Here is an 18184-nt window from a genome sequence, read left to right on the forward strand (position 1 = left end):
CATGGATGTCCGTAGCTTGCCACAACAGAACGATCGCACAGTAAAAATACTTAGCCTGTCAGCTTCTCGGCTTGGACTGAGTCGAAGTCTACAAGCTCAATTTCAGTCAGAGTGAAGCGAGTGTGTATAAATTTGAGATAAAAAATCACTGTAATCCTCATGGAGAACATCATTGAAATTAATGATCATTGAGATTTTTGTTTACAGTTAAATCGTTCCAGGGTCTCCTTTTGGGTTGGATGATTGCAGTAATTAGTCACTAGCTCTTACATCCGTTAACTGTATGAATCCTTGAAGTTGAACATCAGTAGACTGCCTAATCTGGACGACTTCGAGAGGGTGAGATTTTGTTGAGCTTTAGGAGTTCCAAATTCTGACCCTCAAGCTCGGTCATCTCTTGCTGCCGGAGATAGCCGATAAACTGCCAAGGTCACTTGGGTGATGGGCATGAGGCCACCCGTATCGACCTGGATTAGTTGTGATCGCTTATCGATCGAAGTGCTACGCAAGCCGATCAAGCACGTCTATTTCCGGGTTTACGCTCCCGACGGTCGGATTCGAGTCACGGTGCCGTTGCAACTGAGTGAAGCGAAGCTCCAGCAACTGCTGCAGCAAAAACAGCCCTGGTTGCTGCAACAACAAGAAAAAGTGCGATCGCGTCAGCCGGCACAGCAACTGATCAGTGGTGAAATTTATCCGTTGTGGGGCGTTCCTTATCGACTCGAGATTGACACCCAAGCTTCAGTGCGCGCGATCCAGTTGACCGATGCAGGGAGGCTGGTGCTGCAAACTCGTCCCACAGATTCATTGGCCGATTGCGATCGCTGCTTGCAACAGTGGTACCGCCAGCACTTGCAGACGCAGATCCCACCCCTGCTCGATTGCTGGCAACCGCAGCTTAACGTTGCGGTGTCCGAATGGCGGATCAAACGCATGAAAACGCTTTGGGGGAGTTGCAATATCTGCGATCGGCGGATTTGGCTCAACCTAGAACTGGCGAAGTATCCGCTGCACTGCTTGGAATCGGTGCTGGTGCATGAATTAGTCCATCTCCTTGAGCGCAACCACACGCCGCGTTTCTATCAGATGCTCGATCACTTTCTGCCCACTTGGCGAGCAAGTGCTGATCGCCTCAAACAGCCGCCCGCTGTTCTCCTCCCTTGAAGAAGAGGCATCGCTAACTTTGACTAAGGCCTAGAGGCCAGCGACATGGCCGCTGATTCAAATTTGTAGCCGACACCGCGCACGGTTTGAATAGGACAAGTGAGATTGGGATTGATCTCCAGCTTTTTACGAATCTGACCAATGTGAACATCGACCACGCGCTGATCGCCAACGTAGTCGTATTCCCAGACTTCTTGAATGAGTTCGTTCCGGCGCCAGACGCGATCGGGATGGGTTGCTAGAAAATGCAGTAGGTCGAATTCTAAGGCCGTCAAAGTAATCGGTTGACCTGCAAACCAAACTTCCCGCCGTGCCGGATCAATTTGGAGCTGTTCGTAGCTCAGGGCTGGCTGACTGGCAGCTTCCACATGGCGTTGTCGCCGAAGGATCGCAGCAATGCGAGCGCCCACACTCATCAACGAAAAGGGCTTAGTGATGTAGTCGTCGGCCCCTTTGGCAAAGCCAGTCAGAATATCGGTCTCATCATCGCGGCTGGTCAGCAGAATGACATAGACGCCGGTGCGTTTCTGGACGATTTCGCAGAGTTGATAGCCGTTGGTATCCGGCAAATTGACATCCAGAATCAGTAAATCTGGACTGAAGCGTTCGAACTGAGCCAGAGCGCTGCTGCCATCGATCGCGGCTTCCACTTGGTAACCTTGGCGCGAGAGGAAGCGTGTTAGCAGGGTTCGCACAGCGCTATCGTCATCCACGACCAATATTTTGGCTGTCTCCATCAGCTTGCGCAGACCCGTTGAGCTGCCCTTAGTCTAGAGAGCTCACCTGACTTTCACCGAGCCTTAACATTCCCTTCGCGATCGCCCGGGATTCCGCTGCCTAGCTTCATACAAGCTTCACAACTGCTTGATGCCAGCTTCATGGCTCACTCATTAGCGTGAACCTTAGGATCGATGAGTGAGAGAGAAGCCATGCTGCCTGAGCTACCGATGGTGGCGCAAACAGCTGCCCTTGCTGCCCTGATGGCAGTGACGATTGGACCGTGGTACCCGAAACTGCAGCCAAGACCCATAGACCGAGAGAGTCTGCGATCCAGTTTGCCAACCCAGATGATCTGCCGCGATCGCGAGCCGGCGACCCTGTGGCCTACGCCAAACTGCTAGGCAGCCCCCAAGCATTGGGCTGGAAGAAATACCATAGAGCAGAGAATTTGAACCTACTCTGTAGAGCCCAAGTGCGATGGCAGACCAAACTCCTTACGAACGGCTGGGCGTGGCAGAATCCGCCTCGTTTGAGGAAATTCAGGCAACCCGCGATCGCCGACTGGCTGAACTAGAGCCCGATTCACCGCAGCGTACTGCCATCGAAACTGCCTACGACGCCATTCTGATGGAGCGCTTGCGGCTGCGCCAAGAAGGCAAAATCAAAGTGCCCGAGCGGATTCGCTTTGCAGAAAAGCCGGTCACTGAACCCAAGAAAACCCCCGCCTTTCCAACACCGACCGCTCCTGCTTGGGCAGGACGCCTGTTTGACAAGCCTCAACCGCAGGAGTTACTGACCAGTTCAGTGGTGTTTGGCAGCTTGATGGTGGTGGCACTGCTGCCTCGATTGCAGCCAACGGTGCTGCAACTGCTCTTGGTGGCAGGGATTGGCGGTTCCATCTGGCTGGTGACACGCAAAGAAAACCACTTTGGCCGCGCTGCCCTCTTTTCCTTTGTTGCCTTGCTAATCGGGTTGTTGTTGGGGACTGCGATCGCGGGCTTGATTCCTGTTCTAGGACCCCTCAGCGCCGAGCAAATTGCCACCGCCTTTGCACTACTGCTGCTCTGGGCGATCGCCACGTTTGTGCATTGACAACTGACGCTTGGGCGATTGCTGCTAGGGCGTTTTCTGGAGAAGACAGGATTAAGCGGCGGTTTCCAAGTCGCTGATCAGTCCTTCCAGCTCTTCGACGCTGGCTTGATAGACCTCGCTACAAAATTCGCAGGTGGCTTCAGCGCCTTGATCCTTAGCGATCATGTCCCGCAGTTCCGGTGCACCGAAAATTTTGAGCGCGCCCAGCATCCGCTGATGTGTGCAGGGGCAGAAGAAACGCAGCGATCGCGGTTCGGCCAGAATCGTGAGGTCGAGGTCACCCAGAAGATCATTGAGAATTTCAGGCAGGTCTTTGCCCGACTGCAGGAGTTGCGTAAAACCCTTTAGATGGCTAATTCGTGATTCCAGCAAACTGACGAGAGCAGGATCGCGGGCAGCTTGGGGCAGTACCTGAATCAACAGCCCTCCAGCCGCCTCTACCCCCTGGCGATCGAGGTAGACCCCCAGCATGATTGCCGAAGGCGTTTGCTCAGAGCTGGCCAAGTAGTAAGCGACATCGTCACCAATTTCGCCGTTCACCAGCTCCACGGTGCTGGTGTAGGGCTGGCCGTAGCCAACATCCCGCATCACATGCAGATAGCCGGGGCCAATAGCGCGGCCAACATCCGGTAAGCCGTTCGCATTGGGTTCAATTTCGATTGCTGGATGTTCGACATAGCCACGCACTGTGCCATCCAAGCCAGCATCGACCATCAGGCCCCCAAGAGGCCCAGCACTGCGAATCCGCAGATTCACTCGAGATCCTTCTTTCTTCATGCTGGAGGCCAACAGCAGCCCTGCAGCCATACTGCGTCCTAAAGCCGTAGTCGCCACAAAAGACAGACCGTGTTTCCGCTGAGCTTCAGCAGTGAGATCGGTGGTGATCACCCCCACGGCACGAATGCCGCCACTCGCGGCAGTGGCTCGAATCAATTGGTCTGCCATGTGCTCGGTTGATTGCTGAAGATGAAGAAGGCTCTTAACAAATGGTAGTCTGCTGGCTCAAAGCCTGGGCGGGCTGACTGGCTTGCCAGGGTTCTAGCTGGCCTTGCACAATTGCCCACTGGCGATCGGCGATCGCGGCTAGCTCCTGCGGTTCGTGAGTGACAATCAGCAGCCCCCAGGTTTTTTTCAACTCCTGAAAGAGCTGGATTAACTGTCGCCGCATCGACCAGTCCAAACCAGCTGTAGGTTCGTCTAAGAGCAGGATGCAAGGCTGCCGAATCAACTGCACCGCGAGGGCAAGCCGTCGCTGTTGACCGCCGCTGAGTTGATAGGGCGAGGCCGAAAAGGGAAGATCGCCCAATCCGACAGAGACGAGCGCTGCTTTGACCTGTTCACGACTGATTTCGGGATGTCCTAAGCGCAGTTCTTCCAGCACGGTATGGCCGCAGAAGTGACGCTCGGGAAATTGAAAGACTAGACCAGCTAACTGTCGGAGCTGGAGATAGTTCAACTCCTGGTCATGCCATTTGACCTGTCCCTGCTGCGGAATCACGAGACCGGCGAGGAGTTCCAGGAGTGTCGTTTTGCCAGAACCGCTGGGACCGACGATCAAGCCCAGTTCCGGGAAGCCGAGATCGAAGCTGATATTGTCTAAGATGGGCCGTGAACTCGCGGGAGGATGGTATGAAATGCCGTCCAGTTGCAGGGTCAAAGGCTTAAGCGATCGCAACCGTTCCATTCTGCCAGTTGCCTCTTCAGGAACGACTGAGTTCTGTCAACGTCTTTGCTGCTTTCTATCGCTTGTCACGTCAGCATGAAAATTCGCTTAATCCATCGTTTGCTGGCTGCGAGCTGTGCAGCCGTTCTCTGCAGTACGGTTGGCATGCCAGCTGGCCGAGCTGTCGACCCCTTCCGCAGCAGTAATCCCCAACCGATCAATGCTGCAACGGCAGCAGCATTTACGGCTGCTTTTCAGCAGGGCAATTATCCAGCTGCTGAACGGGCCCTTCAACAAGCTCTGCAGCAGGATTCCTCTGATCCTCTGGTGTTTGCTTTGGCAGGGAGTTTGGCCTTTGCCCAGCAAAACCGCCAAGCCTTTGCGGACTACGCTCGCCAAACGAAGAGTAAGGCGCAGGCGATCGTGGCTCAACAACCGCTGCGTGGCCAGATCTACATTGCGGTGGGTGAGTTGATGACCGCAGCTGCTAGCCTCTTACCCCAACTGACGGGTGATGGCGGCGTGCCCTTATCGGCTGTGCCTCAAGCCTTGCAATCGCTCCAATCGGTCTATGGCAGCTTGCGAGCAGCCGCTCAGATCAACCCCAATGATCCGGAGTTGAATTTGATTCAAGGTTTTGTCGATTTGATGGTGGCGACCAATTTGCCTTTGGCAAATCCGGATGGGGCGATCGCCAAGCTGGAAAAAGCGAGTCCGCGCTATTTGGCCGATCGCGGTATTGCTTTGGGCTTGCGTAATCTCAAACGCTATTCCGAAGCCTTGCGCTACGTAGATCGAGCGATTACAGCCGCCCCTGACAACCCAGAGCTTTACTACCTCAAAGCGCAGATTCTGGTTGAGCAAAGTAAAGCGACTGGGGATGCGAATTTACGGCGAGCGGCGGCAGCAGAATTCCAAAAAGCCCTAGCGAAATCTGCACAACTGCCGCAACCGCTAGTTTGGCAGCTCTTTTTTGAAGCCTGCAATAACCAAAAAACCTTCGATAATCGCGGTCAAGACTGCGTCGCTCTGCGCGATCAAGTCACCCAAGCGCCAGGTCCTTGGGGACCATCCACCTTGCCTTCGCTGTAACCTATGCAAATTGAATTTCGTGAGTTTAACCCGTTCGACTGCTGGATTTGGGTTGAATTTAGTACGGTGCCGGCACCGCTCGAGCAGCAATATCTCGAGGAAGTTTTTGACTCATGGTTTTTCCTCGGTAAGCTCGGTGGCTTCAATGCCGAGAACTTGCAGGCTCAAGATGAAGGACTTGAGCTGAGCTACATGAGCTATCAGTCAGCTCAGGAGCGGAATAGTCTGCCAGCCCTGATGCACAACATGGGAGAAGTGGAGTATCAGGGCCGTTGGGCTCGCTGCTGGTTTGATTTGGGTACGAGTGATGCGATCGCGCTGGACGTGTTGCTCAACGCACTGCAGCGGCTGAGCGAAGAAATGGTCGGTTTAGAGCGGGTCTTTATCGGCGGTGAAAATGCCGATTGGCCCTCACCAGGACGCCGCAATCTTGACTTTGCGGCAGATGACTGGAACTAGCGCAATCGGTTGCGATTGCTGAGCATTACTGGCTTGGGTCTGAACTCGAGCCAGTTTTTTGTCAGTGACGACCGACGAGTCGCTCACGCAGCTTTTTGATGCGATCGCGATATTGAGCTGCCTCTTCAAATTCAAGATTTTTGGCGGCTTCTTTCATTTGTGCTTCTAGCTGAGTAATCAGATTTGGAATTTCCTCCAAGGAAAGATCATCCGCTTGGCTGACGGCAACTTCTAGTTCTTGTTTATTCAGTCGCCGCGAGACTTCGAGGAACGACAGAATGGCATTACTCGATCGCTTGCTGATCGGCTGAGGCGTAATCTGATGGCGTTGGTTATATTCCAGTTGGATGCGTCGCCGTCGCTCGGTTTCGCCAATCGCTTTTTCCATGCTTTCGGTCAGGCGATCGGCATAGAGAATTGCCTGGCCGTTGATGTGGCGAGCCGCACGACCGATCGTTTGAATTAAGCTGCGCTCAGTCCGCAAAAAGCCCTCTTTGTCAGCATCAAGGATTGCGACCAATGAGACTTCAGGTAAATCCAAGCCTTCCCGCAGTAAATTGACGCCAATCAAGACATCAAAATCGCCGTTGCGTAGATCTTGAAGAATTTCAATCCGTTCAATCGAATTGATCTCGGAGTGGAGATAGCGAACTTTAACACCGCGATCGCCCAAGTAATCAGTCAAGTCCTCGGCCATCCGTTTGGTCAGTGTTGTAATCAGAGCCCGCTCTTGACGGCTGACCCGCTGCTGAATTTCTGTGAGTAAATCATCAACTTGGCCTTCTGTGGGTCGGACAAAAACCTCAGGGTCAACCACCCCTGTTGGTCGGATGACTTGTTCGACAATATGGGTTTCCGATTGCCCCACTTCCCAATCGCCGGGCGTGGCTGAGACAAAAATGCACTGCCGCACTTTGTCCCAAAACTCCTCCGACTTCAAAGGGCGGTTATCCGCCGCGCTAGGCAGTCGAAAGCCATGATCAATCAACACTTTTTTGCGGGATTGATCGCCGTTGTACATCCCGCGTAGCTGGGGTACCGTCACGTGGGATTCATCAACCACCAAGAGCCAATCTTTGGGGAAATAGTCGATTAAACATTCCGGCGGTGATCCTGGTTCGCGGCCCGCGAGGTGCCTGGCATAGTTTTCCACGCCGTTGCAATAGCCTACTTCCTGCAGCATTTCGAGGTCATAGCGGGTGCGTTGCTCCAAGCGTTGGGCTTCAACTAGTTTGCCTTCGGCTTGTAAGGTCAGCAGCTGTTGATTGAGCTCCGCTTTAATCTCGGCGATCGCGGTTTCTAGTCGCTCCTCAGGGGTGACAAAGTGGCGGGCCGGATAAATGTTGAGGCGATCGAGGCTTTGGAGAATTTCACCAGTCACGGGATCGATGTAGCGAATGGCATCGATTTCATCGCCAAAGAACTCAACTCGAATAATCCGATCTTCGTAGGCAGGGCCAATTTCCAGAACATCGCCCTTGACCCGAAACCGACCACGACCTGACTCTAGGTCGTTGCGACTGTATTGGACATCGACGAGTTGGCGTAGCACCTCGCGCATATTGACTTCAGCCCCGACTTCTAGGGGGATGGCTGCCTTCAAATATTCACTGGGGATGCCGAGGCCATAGATGCAGCTAATAGAGGCAACAACAATCACATCGCGCCGCTCGAAGAGGTTGCGAGTGGCGGAGTGCCGCAACATATCGATCTCTTCGTTGATCGACGCTGTTTTGGCGATGTAAGTATCGGTGACGGGGATGTAGGCTTCGGGCTGATAGTAGTCGTAATAGCTGATGAAATACTCAACTGCATTATTCGGAAAAAACTCGCGTAGCTCATTACAAAGCTGCGCCGCCAACGTTTTATTGTGAGCGAGAACTAGCGCGGGTCGCCCCACCTGTTCAATCACATTAGCGATCGTAAAAGTCTTGCCAGTTCCGGTTGCACCCAGCAACGTTTGATAGGGAATCCCTGCCTGAACTTTCTGCACCAACTGCGCGATCGCAGTGGGCTGATCTCCCATTGGTTGATAGCGGGCTTGCAGTTGAAAGGGCGTCATGCTGGGGATGTGGCTGCCACTGTTGCTTGAAGATAGCAATCCTGCACCATTCAAGGGCGATCGCCCACGCAGCTGCTCCAGACAGTACCGCTAAAATGCAGGCAGCTCTTTGGAGAGGGTCATGAGCAGCGAACCAGTGGTCTCCATTCGGAACCTTGACCATTTTTATGGCCACGGCTCACTGCAAAAACAGGTCTTGTTCAATGTTGGTTTCGATCTCAATCCTGGCGAGATTGTTCTGCTGACTGGACCCTCCGGCTGTGGCAAAACCACCCTTCTCACGTTAATTGGAGGGTTGCGATCGGTGCAGACCGGCACCCTGACCGTGCTGGGCCAAGAGTTACACGAAGCCAACCAACGCCAACGCGTCGAGGTGCGGCGCAATATCGGCTACATCTTCCAAGCCCATAACCTCCTACGCTTTCTGACAGCGAGCCAGAACGTGCAAATGACGTTAGATTTGCAGGCTGATCTAAAGTGGGACGAACGCATCGCCCGATCGCAGCAAATGCTGACAGCGGTGGGCCTTGGCGATCACCTCGACTACTACCCTGAGAACCTTTCTGGGGGGCAAAAACAGCGTGTGGCGATCGCCCGTGCTTTGGTGGGTCGTCCCAAACTGGTGCTGGCCGATGAACCGACGGCTGCCCTCGATCGCCAATCGGGTCGGGATGTGGTGGACCTGATGCAGCAGCTGGCGAAGGAACAGGGCTGCACGATCCTGCTGGTTACCCACGACAACCGCATCCTCGATATCGCCGATCGCATCTTGGAGATGGAAGATGGCCACCTTGTCAAAGGGGGATTAACCAGCCCTATTCTCCAGAAAGCTTAAATTTTTCGTTGAGTACAGAACAAGCAAGAAGGCGTGGAAGGGGGCACAATATGCCATACGACTTCGCCTTTGCGAGCCGGCTTATTGTTCTAGGAAACAACTGTGTCGATCATCAGCCTCGATACTCGGGTCAAAGTTGGCAACACCGACTATGCGCTCTCAGAGCTGTTCGAACTTGTTGATCAGCAGACCAGTGGCTACAGTACGGCGCTCGAAACACTGAAGAAGGCAGTTGTTGCCGGCGAACTTGCGACGACTCAGCAAGCCCTTCAAACCTGTGCGGCAGCATTGCGGAGTTTAGCCTCCTTGCAAAACACCTTAGAAAAGGTGTTGACCCTCGACTTGGCCGATCCCGCACAGCCCGAACATGTCTTCATCGTCGAAGACTCGCGCGGGGCCACCGAGCTGAAGCTCTACAAGTCGCACTACACGATTGGCAAGGCCGACTCCTGCGATATCCGCCTGCATTCGATCTATGCCTCTCGCCAGCATGCAACCCTCGTTCGCTTCTTGACGGAAAACGGTGAGGTCCGCTATCGCCTGATTGATGGTGACCCTGAAACCGGCCGACGCAGTGCCAATGGCACCTACGTCAATAATCGCAGTGTGACAGAGTGCGACCTCAAACACTATGACCAAATCCTGTTTGGCGCCGATGTGAAGGCGACTTATTTCTATCTCAGTCCACAATTCCGGAGTTTGTCGGGGCTGCAAGATCCAACGGTGAGCTTGTCGCCAGAGGACACAACCGAATTTGAGGCGTGATTGGCTTGCCAAAGCCGCAACCGCTGCAGTCAGCGGCGCTCAGCACGGTGCGACTAGTTGCCAGTGATCTCGACGGAACCCTTACTGCGGGCGATCGCTTTTCACCGGCGCTGATTCAAGCCCTTGAGCAGTTAGCAGCAGCCAAGATTGCAGTGTTGATCACAACAGGGCGATCGGTGGGCTGGGGCATGGCCTTGGCGCAATATCTGCCGGTGGCGGGGGTGATCACAGAGAATGGCGGCGCAATTTGCTGGCCTGAGCAAGCACCGATTATCCTGAGCCCGATCGCGGCGATCGCTGACCATCGCCAGCAGCTACAACACTGTTTTCAGCAGATTCAACAGCATTGGCCGCAGTTACAACCGGCGGCTGATAATGCCTTTCGGCAAACGGACTGGGCTTTTGATGTGGCGGGGCTCAGTCCAGCAGATCTCGATCGGATTGCTGCGATCGCTACTGAGCAAGGGCTGGACTTTGTTTACAGCGCTGTTCAGTGTCACTTGCTGCCACGCGGCCAAAACAAAGCGCGATCGCTCTGGCAAGTGTGTCAGGCTGCTTTTCCTAATCTCACTCCTGACCAAATCGTGACGGTGGGCGATAGCCCCAACGATGCCAGCCTCTTTGCTGAGTTTCCGCTGAGTGTGGGTGTCGCGAATTTAGCGCCATACCTGGATCGTCTGTCCCAGCCACCTCGCTATCTCTGTCAACAGCCTGAAGTGGCAGGCTTTCTGGAACTGGTTGAGGCGCTACTGCGCGCTCGCGCCTAAGTCACAGCACTGCGATCGCCGTATTTCTCCGACCACGCCCGCATCTTGCCAGGATTAAACAGTCCCTGCGGGTCGATCTGCTCTTTGAAAGTCAGTTGCTGAACATCGATTTGCTTCATGCCACCGTCTTCAAGACAGTAGGTGTGCGGATCAAAGAGAATCGCGCCGGCAGCGGTCAACTGATCAGTGAGTTGTTGCAAGCGATCGCGACCTTCAAAACGTACCAGCGGCAGTGCTGCAACTCGGACTTGACCATGGCTGCGCAACAGTTCCAGATGCCAGAGCACACTGTCACCCCAACGAGACTGAAACGCATCAATCAGAGCCGCTTCTTGTCCCAAGGGCAGCAGCATTTGCAGGTAAGTCCAAGCTGGATCAGCGCTGCGGGCATGGAGGGTGGTGTGATTCCAGCTCTGCTCAATCAAGGTGGTGAGCGGTTGATCCTGCGGCGATCGCTGCCAACTGATCCGTCCGCCGATTTCCGAGGCGATCGCCGTTGCTACCTCCAGACTTGACTCCGACAGCAACAGCAGAACGGCGGTTTCCCCAGCGTGACAAGCATCTTTGATTGCTTTGCAAAAACTAGGAATCGGGTTGGCAAGAACACAGACCATCTTCTTGATCAGGCCATCCGCCTCGGCGATCGCTTGGGCAAAACTCAGAGCCCCTGACCAGCTTGGGAAATTGACCATGCATTCCTGCCAGTCATAGGCCGGAGCAAGGGGAATCTCCAGCTCGGTGATCAGGCCAGTGCAGCCGTAGGCATGGTTGATCGCTTGGGCTGCTTCACCTTGCAGTTCGACAAAACGCGGCTCTGCTTCCAAGGTCAGCACTTGTGCACCCAGCAGATTGCCGCGATCGCGTAGTTGTCCATAGGTAATGGATCCAATACCGCCGCTACCGCCCGCAAAGAAACCACCGATTGTCGCCGTCCGGTAAGTCGACGGTGCCCAGCGTAGCTCCCAGCCACTCGGGCGAATCGCCCGATCGATTGCAGCGAGCTTTGCACCGGCTTGAACTCGCAACCGTGAACCACGCTGCCAAACAATCTGATCAAAGGCTGTCAGATCGACTAAAATCCCGCCCTGCAGCGGTGTGCATTGACCGTAGTTACCCGTCGCTGCCCCGCGCACCGTCAAAGGAATTTGCTCTTGCACACAGACGCGCGCGATCGCCAGTAAATCGGCTTTAGTGTGGGGATAGAGCACGCGATCGGCGGCGCGATCTTGCAATTGCGGCCAGAGGATCGGGCTGAAGTGGGCATAGTCCAGCGAAAGCCGCTGACAGGTTGCGCGATCTCGATCGCTCTCAATGCCTGCGAGAGCGTGATCTACCGCTGTCCAATCCACCATGGCTAGTGCCGCATCAGAACTGCATCTAACTCAGCATAGTCAGGTAATTTAGGGGCGATCGCACGGCCATTGCGGACAATCAGGCGATCGCTTTGGGGACGGGCCAGCAGTTCTGTGAAAGAGCGGGCGTTGAAAATCACGAAATCAGCACGAGCCCCGATTGCAACTCGTCCTTGATCAACCAGTCCCATCCAGTCGGCGGGTGTGCAAGTGACGGCAGCGGGCCAAGGCAGCCAAGGGTGGTCGAGCTGGCCAATGCGCACCGACTCGCGGAAGACTTCAACCATGTCCAAATCGCCATAGGCATAGAAGGGATCACGGGTGTTGTCACTGGATAAACACAGCGGAATCCCTGCAGTGCGAATTTCCTGAACAGGTGCAATGCCCCGTAGTCGAGGAGTTCGTCCTGTTTGCCGATCCTGCAGGTACGAATTGCAGAGTGGCAGCGAGACAATGCCTAAACCCGCCGCTTGTACAGCTTGTAACTGAGTTGGTAGTTCAGCCTCGGGTTGCACCGACAAGCTACAGCAATGGCCGCAGAGCACTTTGCCGGTAAAGCCTTTGCGTTGAACCGCTGCTGCAACCTGCTGCAACGTGCGATCGCTGGGCTCAAGGCTTTCATCCACGTGTAAGTCTAGATCGAGCTGGCGATCGCGAGCCAAATCCAACAAGCGATCGAGCTGTTCATCCAATTCAGGTGATGGGAAAGTTACCCCCCCAAGCAGGCAACCTGCTTCAGTAACCAAATCGGCTAACCGCTCACCTGCTGCGCCCTGATAGTGATCAAGCGAAACCAATGAAGCAGCTTGCAGGGTGAGGCGATCGCTCCAGCGCTGCCGCAATTCTTGAAAGACGGCGAAGCCCCGCGCGGCCAACTCGCCAGCAGAATCCAAATGCGTCCGCAGCGCCACCGTACCGTGGGCATAGGCACAGCGCAGACTGAAATCCATACGTGCCAAGAGTTCGTCTGGCGTCCAATGCTGACTGGAATCTGCGATCGCGGTTGCCAAGGCACCCTCAAAACTGCCGTCAGGATTGGGACTGCGGAGCCAAATATGTCCCTTATCCAAATGGGTATGGATATCGATGAAACCTGGCCAGAGTTGCCGACCTTGTAAGTCGAGACTCAGAGCATCACTTGGGCTGGAACTAGTCGGTGCGATCGCGGTAATTCGACCGGCTTCAATGCTCAAATCGAGCAGAAAACTGCCTTCTGGATCAGGCCGCCCAAGTCCGTCACAGTTGTCTAAGACTGCTTGCGGAACTCGTGCTTGGCGCAGGCAATAGCGATCGCTCTCAGGAAATGCAAGAGAAAGCGTCAAGTTGGTCGAGCCCCAGCAATCCGGAGCTAGCCTAGCAAGCCTCAGGACAAAGCGGTTGCTGACTTAAGACCCGCAGTTTTTGCAAGGCCCGCGCTTCCACTTGGCGAATCCGTTCCCGAGAAACATTGAGCCGCCGCCCAATCTCAGCCAACGTATGTTGCTCGCCGTCATGCAGACCAAAACGCAGTTGCAACACTTGCTGCTCCCGTTCGGTCAGGTGCGCCAACCAAGTCGAGATTTGCTCGTGCTGGATGTGGCGATCCATGGCATCCATCGGCTCTAAGCTCTTGGGATCTGGAATCAAGTCACCCAAGAAGCTGCGCCCATCATCACCCCGGGCTTGGGCATCGAGACTCGTGCAAGGCGTAGATTGGCTGAGCAGCATTTCCACATCCTGCAGCGGCAGTTTTAAAGCCTCAGCAATTTCCGCCCGACTCGGTAGCCGCCGCAGTTGATGGGTCAGCTCCCGCGTCATTTTTTTGATGCGGCTAATCTTTTCGCTCACGTGGATGGGCAGACGGATTGTACGGGCATGATTATCAATTGCCCGCGTCATGCTCTGGCGAATCCACCAATAGGCGTAAGTCGAAAATTTATAACCTAAGGCTGGGTCGAATTTCTCAACAGCGCGCTCCAAACCGAGCGACCCTTCCTGAATCAGATCGAGGAGTTCTAAACCTTGGTTCTGATATTTCTTGGCAACGCTAACCACCAACCGAAGGTTGGCTTTGAGCATTTTTGCCTTGGCTCTTTGGCCTGCTTTTAGAACGGCTTGATTCTCGGGATTGCTCTCGGAGTCTGGGTTTTCCAGCAAGGTCATCATCAGTTGAACCTTGCGAGAAAGTTCGACTTCTTCCTCGGCAGTGAGCAGCGGAATTCTACCAATTGAACTGAGATACCAGCTGACATGATCACTGGTGTGTCGCTCAACCGCTGCGTTCAGGTTTCGGCGTTCCTGTCCGTTCATGGCTGCTCGCTGAGATTTGCGGAGACTATAGCACCGATCGCTGAAAGGACAACAGCGATTTTTCTAAAGTTTCTCTAAAAGGAGAAAATTCAGGTTTTTTGCTTCAAAGAACTGTTAAGTAGACGACAGTCTTTGTTGCATTTAGTAGTTTGGGATACTAAACAAGAAAACCCCCGGTCATTGGACTTCGAGGGCTTGCTGCGATCGCCAGTTTTACGGATGGTCTCAGGTTGAAGAGAGCAATGCTTCAGCACGGGCTTGAAAATTCTCAGCCTGTAGCGCTTGCACGGCTTGTTCAGGATCATCGACGCGGAATTGAGCCCCCAAGCGAACAAAGTAGCGATCGCTGCCTGCTTGGATCACGGCAACGACAGGCACTTTCGAGCGCTCCTCCTCTCGCTTTTGCTGCAAGAGCAGCTCTTTGAGGCGTTGCTGCTGGACGATATCGCTGGCTTGATCGGCGCTGAGTTCAACGAGCACCAGGCGTACATGGTCGATCGGCTCCGCATCTTCAACGATGAATTGCACCTGATCGTCGCGGCGATCGACTTTGCCCCAGAGCATCAACCGCGCATCAGCCTCGATGTAGTGGCCGATCTGCTCGTAGCTACGCGGGAAGACAACGGCTTCGGTGCTGCCGCTCAAATCTTCGATCCGCAGAATTGCCATGCGATCGCCCTTTTTGGTGACGACGGGTTTGACTTCTGTTAGCAGGGCGATCGTGCTGATCAAGCCGCGATCGCTGTAGTCCTCCAAGTCGCTAATGCTGGCTGGGGCGAGAAGTCTTGCCGGTTCTTGAACCACCTTGAGTGGGTGATCAGAGAGATAGAAACCAAGCAGCTCTTTTTCCAGCTTGAGTTTTTCGTCCGGGCTGTAGTCTGGTGTGGCAGCAGCACGCGGCGCTGTATCGAGTGGGCTACTGTTGCTCTCACTGCCGCCAAACATGTCGAAGAGGTTGCCCTGACCACTGGCTCGATCTTTGGCGCGACTGTTGGCCCAATCAATGACCAACGGCAGATCGGCGACCAGTTGCTGACGGTTGCCTCCAGCTTCCAGCACATCTAGCGCGCCAGCATGGATCAGGGATTCCAACGCTCGCCGGTTGATTGAACCGGTATCCACGCGATCGCAGAGATCTGCCAGTGATTGGAAAGGACCACCGGCTTCTCGGGCCGCCAAAATCGACTCGATCGCACCTAACCCCAGGTTGCGAATCGCCGACAGCCCAAACAGAATGCGATCGCCAACCGGCGTAAAGTCCACCCCAGAGGCATTGATGTTGGGGGGCAGGACTTCAATGCCCATCGCAGCACAGTTGGCAATGTACTTCTGCACTTTCTCTGCGTTGCCGCTGTTAACCGTCAGCAGCGCAGCCATGTACTCAACAGGGAAGTTGGCCTTGAGATAGGCCGTCTGGAAGGTGACGTAGCCGTAGGCGGTCGAGTGGCTTTTGTTGAAGCAGTTGGAGGCCACCAGACCATTGGCCAGCACAAAATTGTGCACGGTTGCCACGCCAATGTCGTAGACGGGCTGCACACCCAAGGAACGCCGCCGAACAATCTTGACCACAGGCTGCTGACTCAATCCATTGCGTCGATCGTGCCACACCGGTCTACTGGCAAGTGCGGCTTGCTGTTATCGAACACAAGTACGGCGGCAATGAAGTGTCGGCTAGACCTTTGCTCGCCGCTCAGCTAATTGCAACAGCATGGCTTCATGGCGATCGCGGGTGATCGGATAGCCTTTGGCGCAGAGTAATCCCAGAATCAGGCAGATAGTAGGAAATGGAGCGATCGCAATGCGAATTGCCCAGAGGGCACTATCTGGTTGAACAACGGTTGAATCTCCAGGAATTAAACCGGCCCACGACAGCGCTTGCCCCACCACAAATAAGCCCAAGGCCAGCGCCAGTTTCTGCAAAAAGACCATGAAGCCGTAGTAAATTCCCTCGCGGCGTTGGCCGGTCTGTAGCTCATCCCATTCGATCACATCCGGCAGCATCGACCAAGGAATCAGGTAGGCAACAGAAACGCCACAACCTGCCAAGATTGCCATGACATACATCAGGCCAACTTGGTTGGGTTGCAGGACAAACAAGCCGACTTGAGCAATCAACCACAGACCCGTACCCCAGTAGTAAACCGCCTGTTTGCCAATACGATTGCTGAGCCAACTCCAGCCAAACAGTGTTAGGAGTGCTGTGCCTTGAACCGCCAGCATGACCGAAGTCAGATCAGTATCTGGTAGTCGCATCCAGTAGCGGACAAAGTAGGGAATGACTGATGCAGTTGCCTGTACCGCCAGCCAAGAGCAGAGATATAGGCCAATCACAAACAAGAAGGGTTTGTTGCCTTTGACAACCTGCAATTCTTCAGCAATTGATTGGCGCGGCGGTAGTGTGGTTTCGACTAATGGCCGCATGAACTGATAGCGGCGACGGGTGCCCCAAACACAGATAAAAACAGGGAGGACTGATGCGATCGCTGCGATCGCCCCTAGCCATTGGTACTGCTCCTGAGGATTGGGAATGAGGCTAAAAATCGCTTGGGCAAGCAAGAGCGAGAGGATACTGCCGCCAATTGAAAAGCTAAAGCGAAAGCTGTTGAGCTTGGTGCGATCGTCGTAGTCTTGGGTCAGCTCCGGCGTTAGGGCGGTGTAGGGCAAGTTGACCGCTGTGTAGAAGCTGTTAAACAGCAGCGCAACGACGACATAGAAAATAAACAGCCACGTCGGATTCTGAGTCGGAACAATCCACTGCAAATAGAACGTCAGCCCAAGGGGAATCGCCGCCCAGAGCATCCAAGGGTAGCGGCGGCCCCAGTTACGACTGTTAGTGCGATCGCTCAGCCAACCAATCAAGGGGTCGTTAACGGCATCCCAAACCTTGCCAATCATCAGGATGCTGCCCGCCCAAGCGGCATCCAAACCGGCCACTGTTGTTAGGAAAAAGAGCAGGAAGAACACCTGCAAATTCGCCATGACCGCTGTGCCAAAGTCACCCACTCCGAAGCTGAGTTTGGTGCGCAGGTCGAGTTGAGGAATCATGAAGGGTCGCAGCGAATTTCTAACAGGGTGCCATCAGGGTCGTAAAAATAGACACCGCGACCGGTCGGACGGCTGACTGGCCCTTGGGCGATCGCCACATTGTTTTCCTGTAGGACTTGCACCGCCGCATCAAACTGTTCGGGGGCAATGTCGAAGGCCAGATGGGCAAAGCGGGTAAATTCTCGGTTGGGGTCGGGGTCAGGCGGCTGCAGCTCGGGTGCCGCAAATAGATCCAAAATCACGCCATCCGGTAGGCGAAAGTTGGCCACTTGACCGGTTTCAACCAGCGATCGCAGGGTGCTGGGCACCTGATCATCCGTCAGTTCTGCCAGTCCCAAAATCTCGCCGTAAAACTGCCGCGATCGCGCCAAATCCTGTACATGGAGCGCGACGTGGTGGATGCCCCTCAGCCAGCCTTGAGTACGGGCGATCGCCATAGTGCAATCCTCTTGCGGCACAGTTGAAGGCTCTGCGGCCCGCTCAACAGTGTTGTCGCTGCATGATATTGTGAAATCTGCCAGCGGGCTTAGTTTAGTGGTAAAACCTTAGCCTTCCAAGCTAATGATGCGGGTTCGATTCCCGCAGCCCGCTCTCTGAAATTAGTCTTCAAATTCCACCTCCAGCCGGTCCCCCCAGCGCTGTCGTAACGCTTGGCGGATCCGATAGAGTGCTTCAGCTTGCACGGGGGCGAGCTGCTTGGAGAGTTGCACGATCGCTCGCGCTTCTTGCAAGTTGATTTTGCCGTCGCTGAGATAGCTCTGCTCAATCTCTTGGAGAATACGTTGCAGCTCGCTCTCTTGCTCAGCGGTTAGCTCTTGGGTCGTTTCGCGTTCCATCGGTGATTGCAGTCGGTGACACTTTTTATAAAGCCCTAAACAA

19 protein-coding genes and 1 tRNA gene are annotated in these 18184 nt (G+C 54.5%); 9 read left to right on the forward strand and 11 right to left on the reverse strand.

Features of this window, described 5'->3' with window-relative positions:
* The first annotated feature begins 447 nt into the window (after positions 1–447).
* Complete coding sequence (locus DOP62_RS11860) at positions 448–1164, forward strand: M48 family metallopeptidase (protein WP_261789895.1); 717 nt, start codon at positions 448–450, stop codon at positions 1162–1164.
* A 23-nt stretch (positions 1165–1187) separates the two neighbouring features.
* Here DOP62_RS11860 and DOP62_RS11865 read toward each other — a convergent pair whose 3' ends face one another.
* Positions 1188–1901 carry a response regulator transcription factor gene (locus tag DOP62_RS11865; RefSeq protein ID WP_208674585.1) on the reverse strand — a complete coding sequence of 238 codons (714 nt, stop codon included), beginning with the start codon at positions 1899–1901 and terminating at the stop codon, positions 1188–1190.
* A gap of 192 nt (positions 1902–2093) precedes the next feature.
* Here DOP62_RS11865 and DOP62_RS11870 point away from each other — a divergent pair, with 192 nt between their 5' ends.
* Entirely contained in the window at positions 2094–2285 is a 192-nt protein-coding gene (locus DOP62_RS11870) for a hypothetical protein (RefSeq protein ID WP_222610254.1), read from the forward strand.
* Positions 2286–2361: 76 nt separating this feature from the next.
* The gene (locus tag DOP62_RS11875) at positions 2362–2976 is read left to right on the forward strand and encodes a CPP1-like family protein (RefSeq protein WP_208674581.1); all 615 of its coding nucleotides are present in this window, start codon (positions 2362–2364) and stop codon (positions 2974–2976) included.
* Positions 2977–3027: 51 nt separating this feature from the next.
* Here DOP62_RS11875 and hslO read toward each other — a convergent pair whose 3' ends face one another.
* The gene (gene hslO, locus DOP62_RS11880; RefSeq protein WP_208674579.1) at positions 3028–3921 is read right to left on the reverse strand and encodes an Hsp33 family molecular chaperone HslO; all 894 of its coding nucleotides are present in this window, start codon (positions 3919–3921) and stop codon (positions 3028–3030) included.
* A gap of 34 nt (positions 3922–3955) precedes the next feature.
* Entirely contained in the window at positions 3956–4660 is a 705-nt protein-coding gene (locus DOP62_RS11885; protein ID WP_208674577.1) for an ABC transporter ATP-binding protein, read from the reverse strand.
* Between the two features lie 45 nt (positions 4661–4705).
* Between DOP62_RS11885 and DOP62_RS11890 the strand changes: the two genes are divergently transcribed.
* Positions 4706–5731: a Sll0314/Alr1548 family TPR repeat-containing protein gene (locus tag DOP62_RS11890; RefSeq protein WP_261789893.1), complete on the forward strand. Its 1026-nt coding sequence runs from the start codon at positions 4706–4708 to the stop codon at positions 5729–5731.
* Between the two features lie 3 nt (positions 5732–5734).
* On the forward strand, positions 5735–6190 hold the full coding sequence (locus DOP62_RS11895) for a DUF3531 family protein (RefSeq protein WP_338438163.1): 456 nt from the start codon (positions 5735–5737) through the stop codon (positions 6188–6190).
* 61 nt (positions 6191–6251) lie between these two features.
* Here the strand turns inward: DOP62_RS11895 and uvrB are convergent, their stop codons facing one another.
* Positions 6252–8252 carry an excinuclease ABC subunit UvrB gene (gene uvrB, locus DOP62_RS11900; RefSeq protein WP_208674575.1) on the reverse strand — a complete coding sequence of 667 codons (2001 nt, stop codon included), beginning with the start codon at positions 8250–8252 and terminating at the stop codon, positions 6252–6254.
* A 121-nt stretch (positions 8253–8373) separates the two neighbouring features.
* Between uvrB and DOP62_RS11905 the strand changes: the two genes are divergently transcribed.
* The 3 genes from DOP62_RS11905 to DOP62_RS11915 all read left to right on the forward strand — a co-directional run bounded on the left by DOP62_RS11905 (position 8374) and on the right by DOP62_RS11915 (position 10619).
* Positions 8374–9087 carry a DevA family ABC transporter ATP-binding protein gene (locus tag DOP62_RS11905; protein ID WP_208674573.1) on the forward strand — a complete coding sequence of 238 codons (714 nt, stop codon included), beginning with the start codon at positions 8374–8376 and terminating at the stop codon, positions 9085–9087.
* A gap of 102 nt (positions 9088–9189) precedes the next feature.
* A complete protein-coding gene (locus DOP62_RS11910; RefSeq protein ID WP_208674571.1) occupies positions 9190–9852 on the forward strand; it encodes an FHA domain-containing protein in 663 nt (220 codons plus the stop codon).
* 5 nt (positions 9853–9857) lie between these two features.
* On the forward strand, positions 9858–10619 hold the full coding sequence (locus DOP62_RS11915) for an HAD family hydrolase (RefSeq protein WP_370538805.1): 762 nt from the start codon (positions 9858–9860) through the stop codon (positions 10617–10619).
* Here DOP62_RS11915 and DOP62_RS11920 read toward each other — a convergent pair.
* The 6 genes from DOP62_RS11920 to DOP62_RS11945 all read right to left on the reverse strand — a co-directional run bounded on the left by DOP62_RS11920 (position 10616) and on the right by DOP62_RS11945 (position 17742).
* Positions 10616–11971 (reverse strand): FAD-binding oxidoreductase, encoded by a 1356-nt coding sequence (locus tag DOP62_RS11920; protein WP_208674567.1) that lies wholly within the window; start codon positions 11969–11971, stop codon positions 10616–10618. The two genes, DOP62_RS11915 and DOP62_RS11920, sit on opposite strands and share 4 nt — an antisense overlap.
* A gap of 2 nt (positions 11972–11973) precedes the next feature.
* Positions 11974–13293: a cytosine deaminase gene (locus DOP62_RS11925; RefSeq protein ID WP_208674565.1), complete on the reverse strand. Its 1320-nt coding sequence runs from the start codon at positions 13291–13293 to the stop codon at positions 11974–11976.
* Between the two features lie 31 nt (positions 13294–13324).
* Positions 13325–14260, reverse strand: coding sequence for an RpoD/SigA family RNA polymerase sigma factor (locus tag DOP62_RS11930; protein ID WP_208674562.1), 936 nt, complete (start codon positions 14258–14260; stop codon positions 13325–13327).
* Between the two features lie 225 nt (positions 14261–14485).
* On the reverse strand, positions 14486–15829 hold the full coding sequence (locus DOP62_RS11935; RefSeq protein ID WP_208674560.1) for a helix-hairpin-helix domain-containing protein: 1344 nt from the start codon (positions 15827–15829) through the stop codon (positions 14486–14488).
* A gap of 102 nt (positions 15830–15931) precedes the next feature.
* Positions 15932–17305: an MFS transporter gene (locus DOP62_RS11940; protein WP_208674558.1), complete on the reverse strand. Its 1374-nt coding sequence runs from the start codon at positions 17303–17305 to the stop codon at positions 15932–15934.
* A complete protein-coding gene (locus DOP62_RS11945; protein WP_208674556.1) occupies positions 17302–17742 on the reverse strand; it encodes a VOC family protein in 441 nt (146 codons plus the stop codon). Before DOP62_RS11945 ends, DOP62_RS11940 begins: the two co-directional genes overlap by 4 nt.
* A gap of 83 nt (positions 17743–17825) precedes the next feature.
* On the opposite strand from DOP62_RS11945, the gene DOP62_RS11950 reads away from it, so the two are divergent.
* Positions 17826–17896: transfer RNA gene (locus DOP62_RS11950), tRNA-Gly, on the forward strand.
* Positions 17897–17904: 8 nt separating this feature from the next.
* Here the strand turns inward: DOP62_RS11950 and DOP62_RS11955 are convergent.
* The gene (locus tag DOP62_RS11955) at positions 17905–18141 is read right to left on the reverse strand and encodes a hypothetical protein (RefSeq protein ID WP_208674554.1); all 237 of its coding nucleotides are present in this window, start codon (positions 18139–18141) and stop codon (positions 17905–17907) included.
* Positions 18142–18184: the final 43 nt, after the last annotated feature.

The organism is Synechococcus elongatus PCC 11801 (assembly GCF_003846445.2).
Lineage (GTDB): Bacteria > Cyanobacteriota > Cyanobacteriia > Synechococcales > Synechococcaceae > Synechococcus > Synechococcus elongatus_A.

Coding starts and splice junctions, on each gene's coding strand:
- DOP62_RS11860 (WP_261789895.1), top strand. CDS start 448: ATGAGGCCACCCGTATCGACCTGGATTAGTTGTGATCGCTTATCGATC.
- DOP62_RS11865 (WP_208674585.1), bottom strand. CDS start 1,901: ATGGAGACAGCCAAAATATTGGTCGTGGATGACGATAGCGCTGTGCGA.
- DOP62_RS11870 (WP_222610254.1), top strand. CDS start 2,094: ATGCTGCCTGAGCTACCGATGGTGGCGCAAACAGCTGCCCTTGCTGCC.
- DOP62_RS11875 (WP_208674581.1), top strand. CDS start 2,362: ATGGCAGACCAAACTCCTTACGAACGGCTGGGCGTGGCAGAATCCGCC.
- hslO (WP_208674579.1), bottom strand. CDS start 3,921: ATGGCAGACCAATTGATTCGAGCCACTGCCGCGAGTGGCGGCATTCGT.
- DOP62_RS11885 (WP_208674577.1), bottom strand. CDS start 4,660: ATGGAACGGTTGCGATCGCTTAAGCCTTTGACCCTGCAACTGGACGGC.
- DOP62_RS11895 (WP_338438163.1), top strand. CDS start 5,735: ATGCAAATTGAATTTCGTGAGTTTAACCCGTTCGACTGCTGGATTTGG.
- uvrB (WP_208674575.1), bottom strand. CDS start 8,252: ATGACGCCCTTTCAACTGCAAGCCCGCTATCAACCAATGGGAGATCAG.
- DOP62_RS11905 (WP_208674573.1), top strand. CDS start 8,374: ATGAGCAGCGAACCAGTGGTCTCCATTCGGAACCTTGACCATTTTTAT.
- DOP62_RS11920 (WP_208674567.1), bottom strand. CDS start 11,971: ATGGTGGATTGGACAGCGGTAGATCACGCTCTCGCAGGCATTGAGAGC.
- DOP62_RS11930 (WP_208674562.1), bottom strand. CDS start 14,260: ATGAACGGACAGGAACGCCGAAACCTGAACGCAGCGGTTGAGCGACAC.
- DOP62_RS11940 (WP_208674558.1), bottom strand. CDS start 17,305: ATGATTCCTCAACTCGACCTGCGCACCAAACTCAGCTTCGGAGTGGGT.
- DOP62_RS11945 (WP_208674556.1), bottom strand. CDS start 17,742: ATGGCGATCGCCCGTACTCAAGGCTGGCTGAGGGGCATCCACCACGTC.
- DOP62_RS11955 (WP_208674554.1), bottom strand. CDS start 18,141: ATGGAACGCGAAACGACCCAAGAGCTAACCGCTGAGCAAGAGAGCGAG.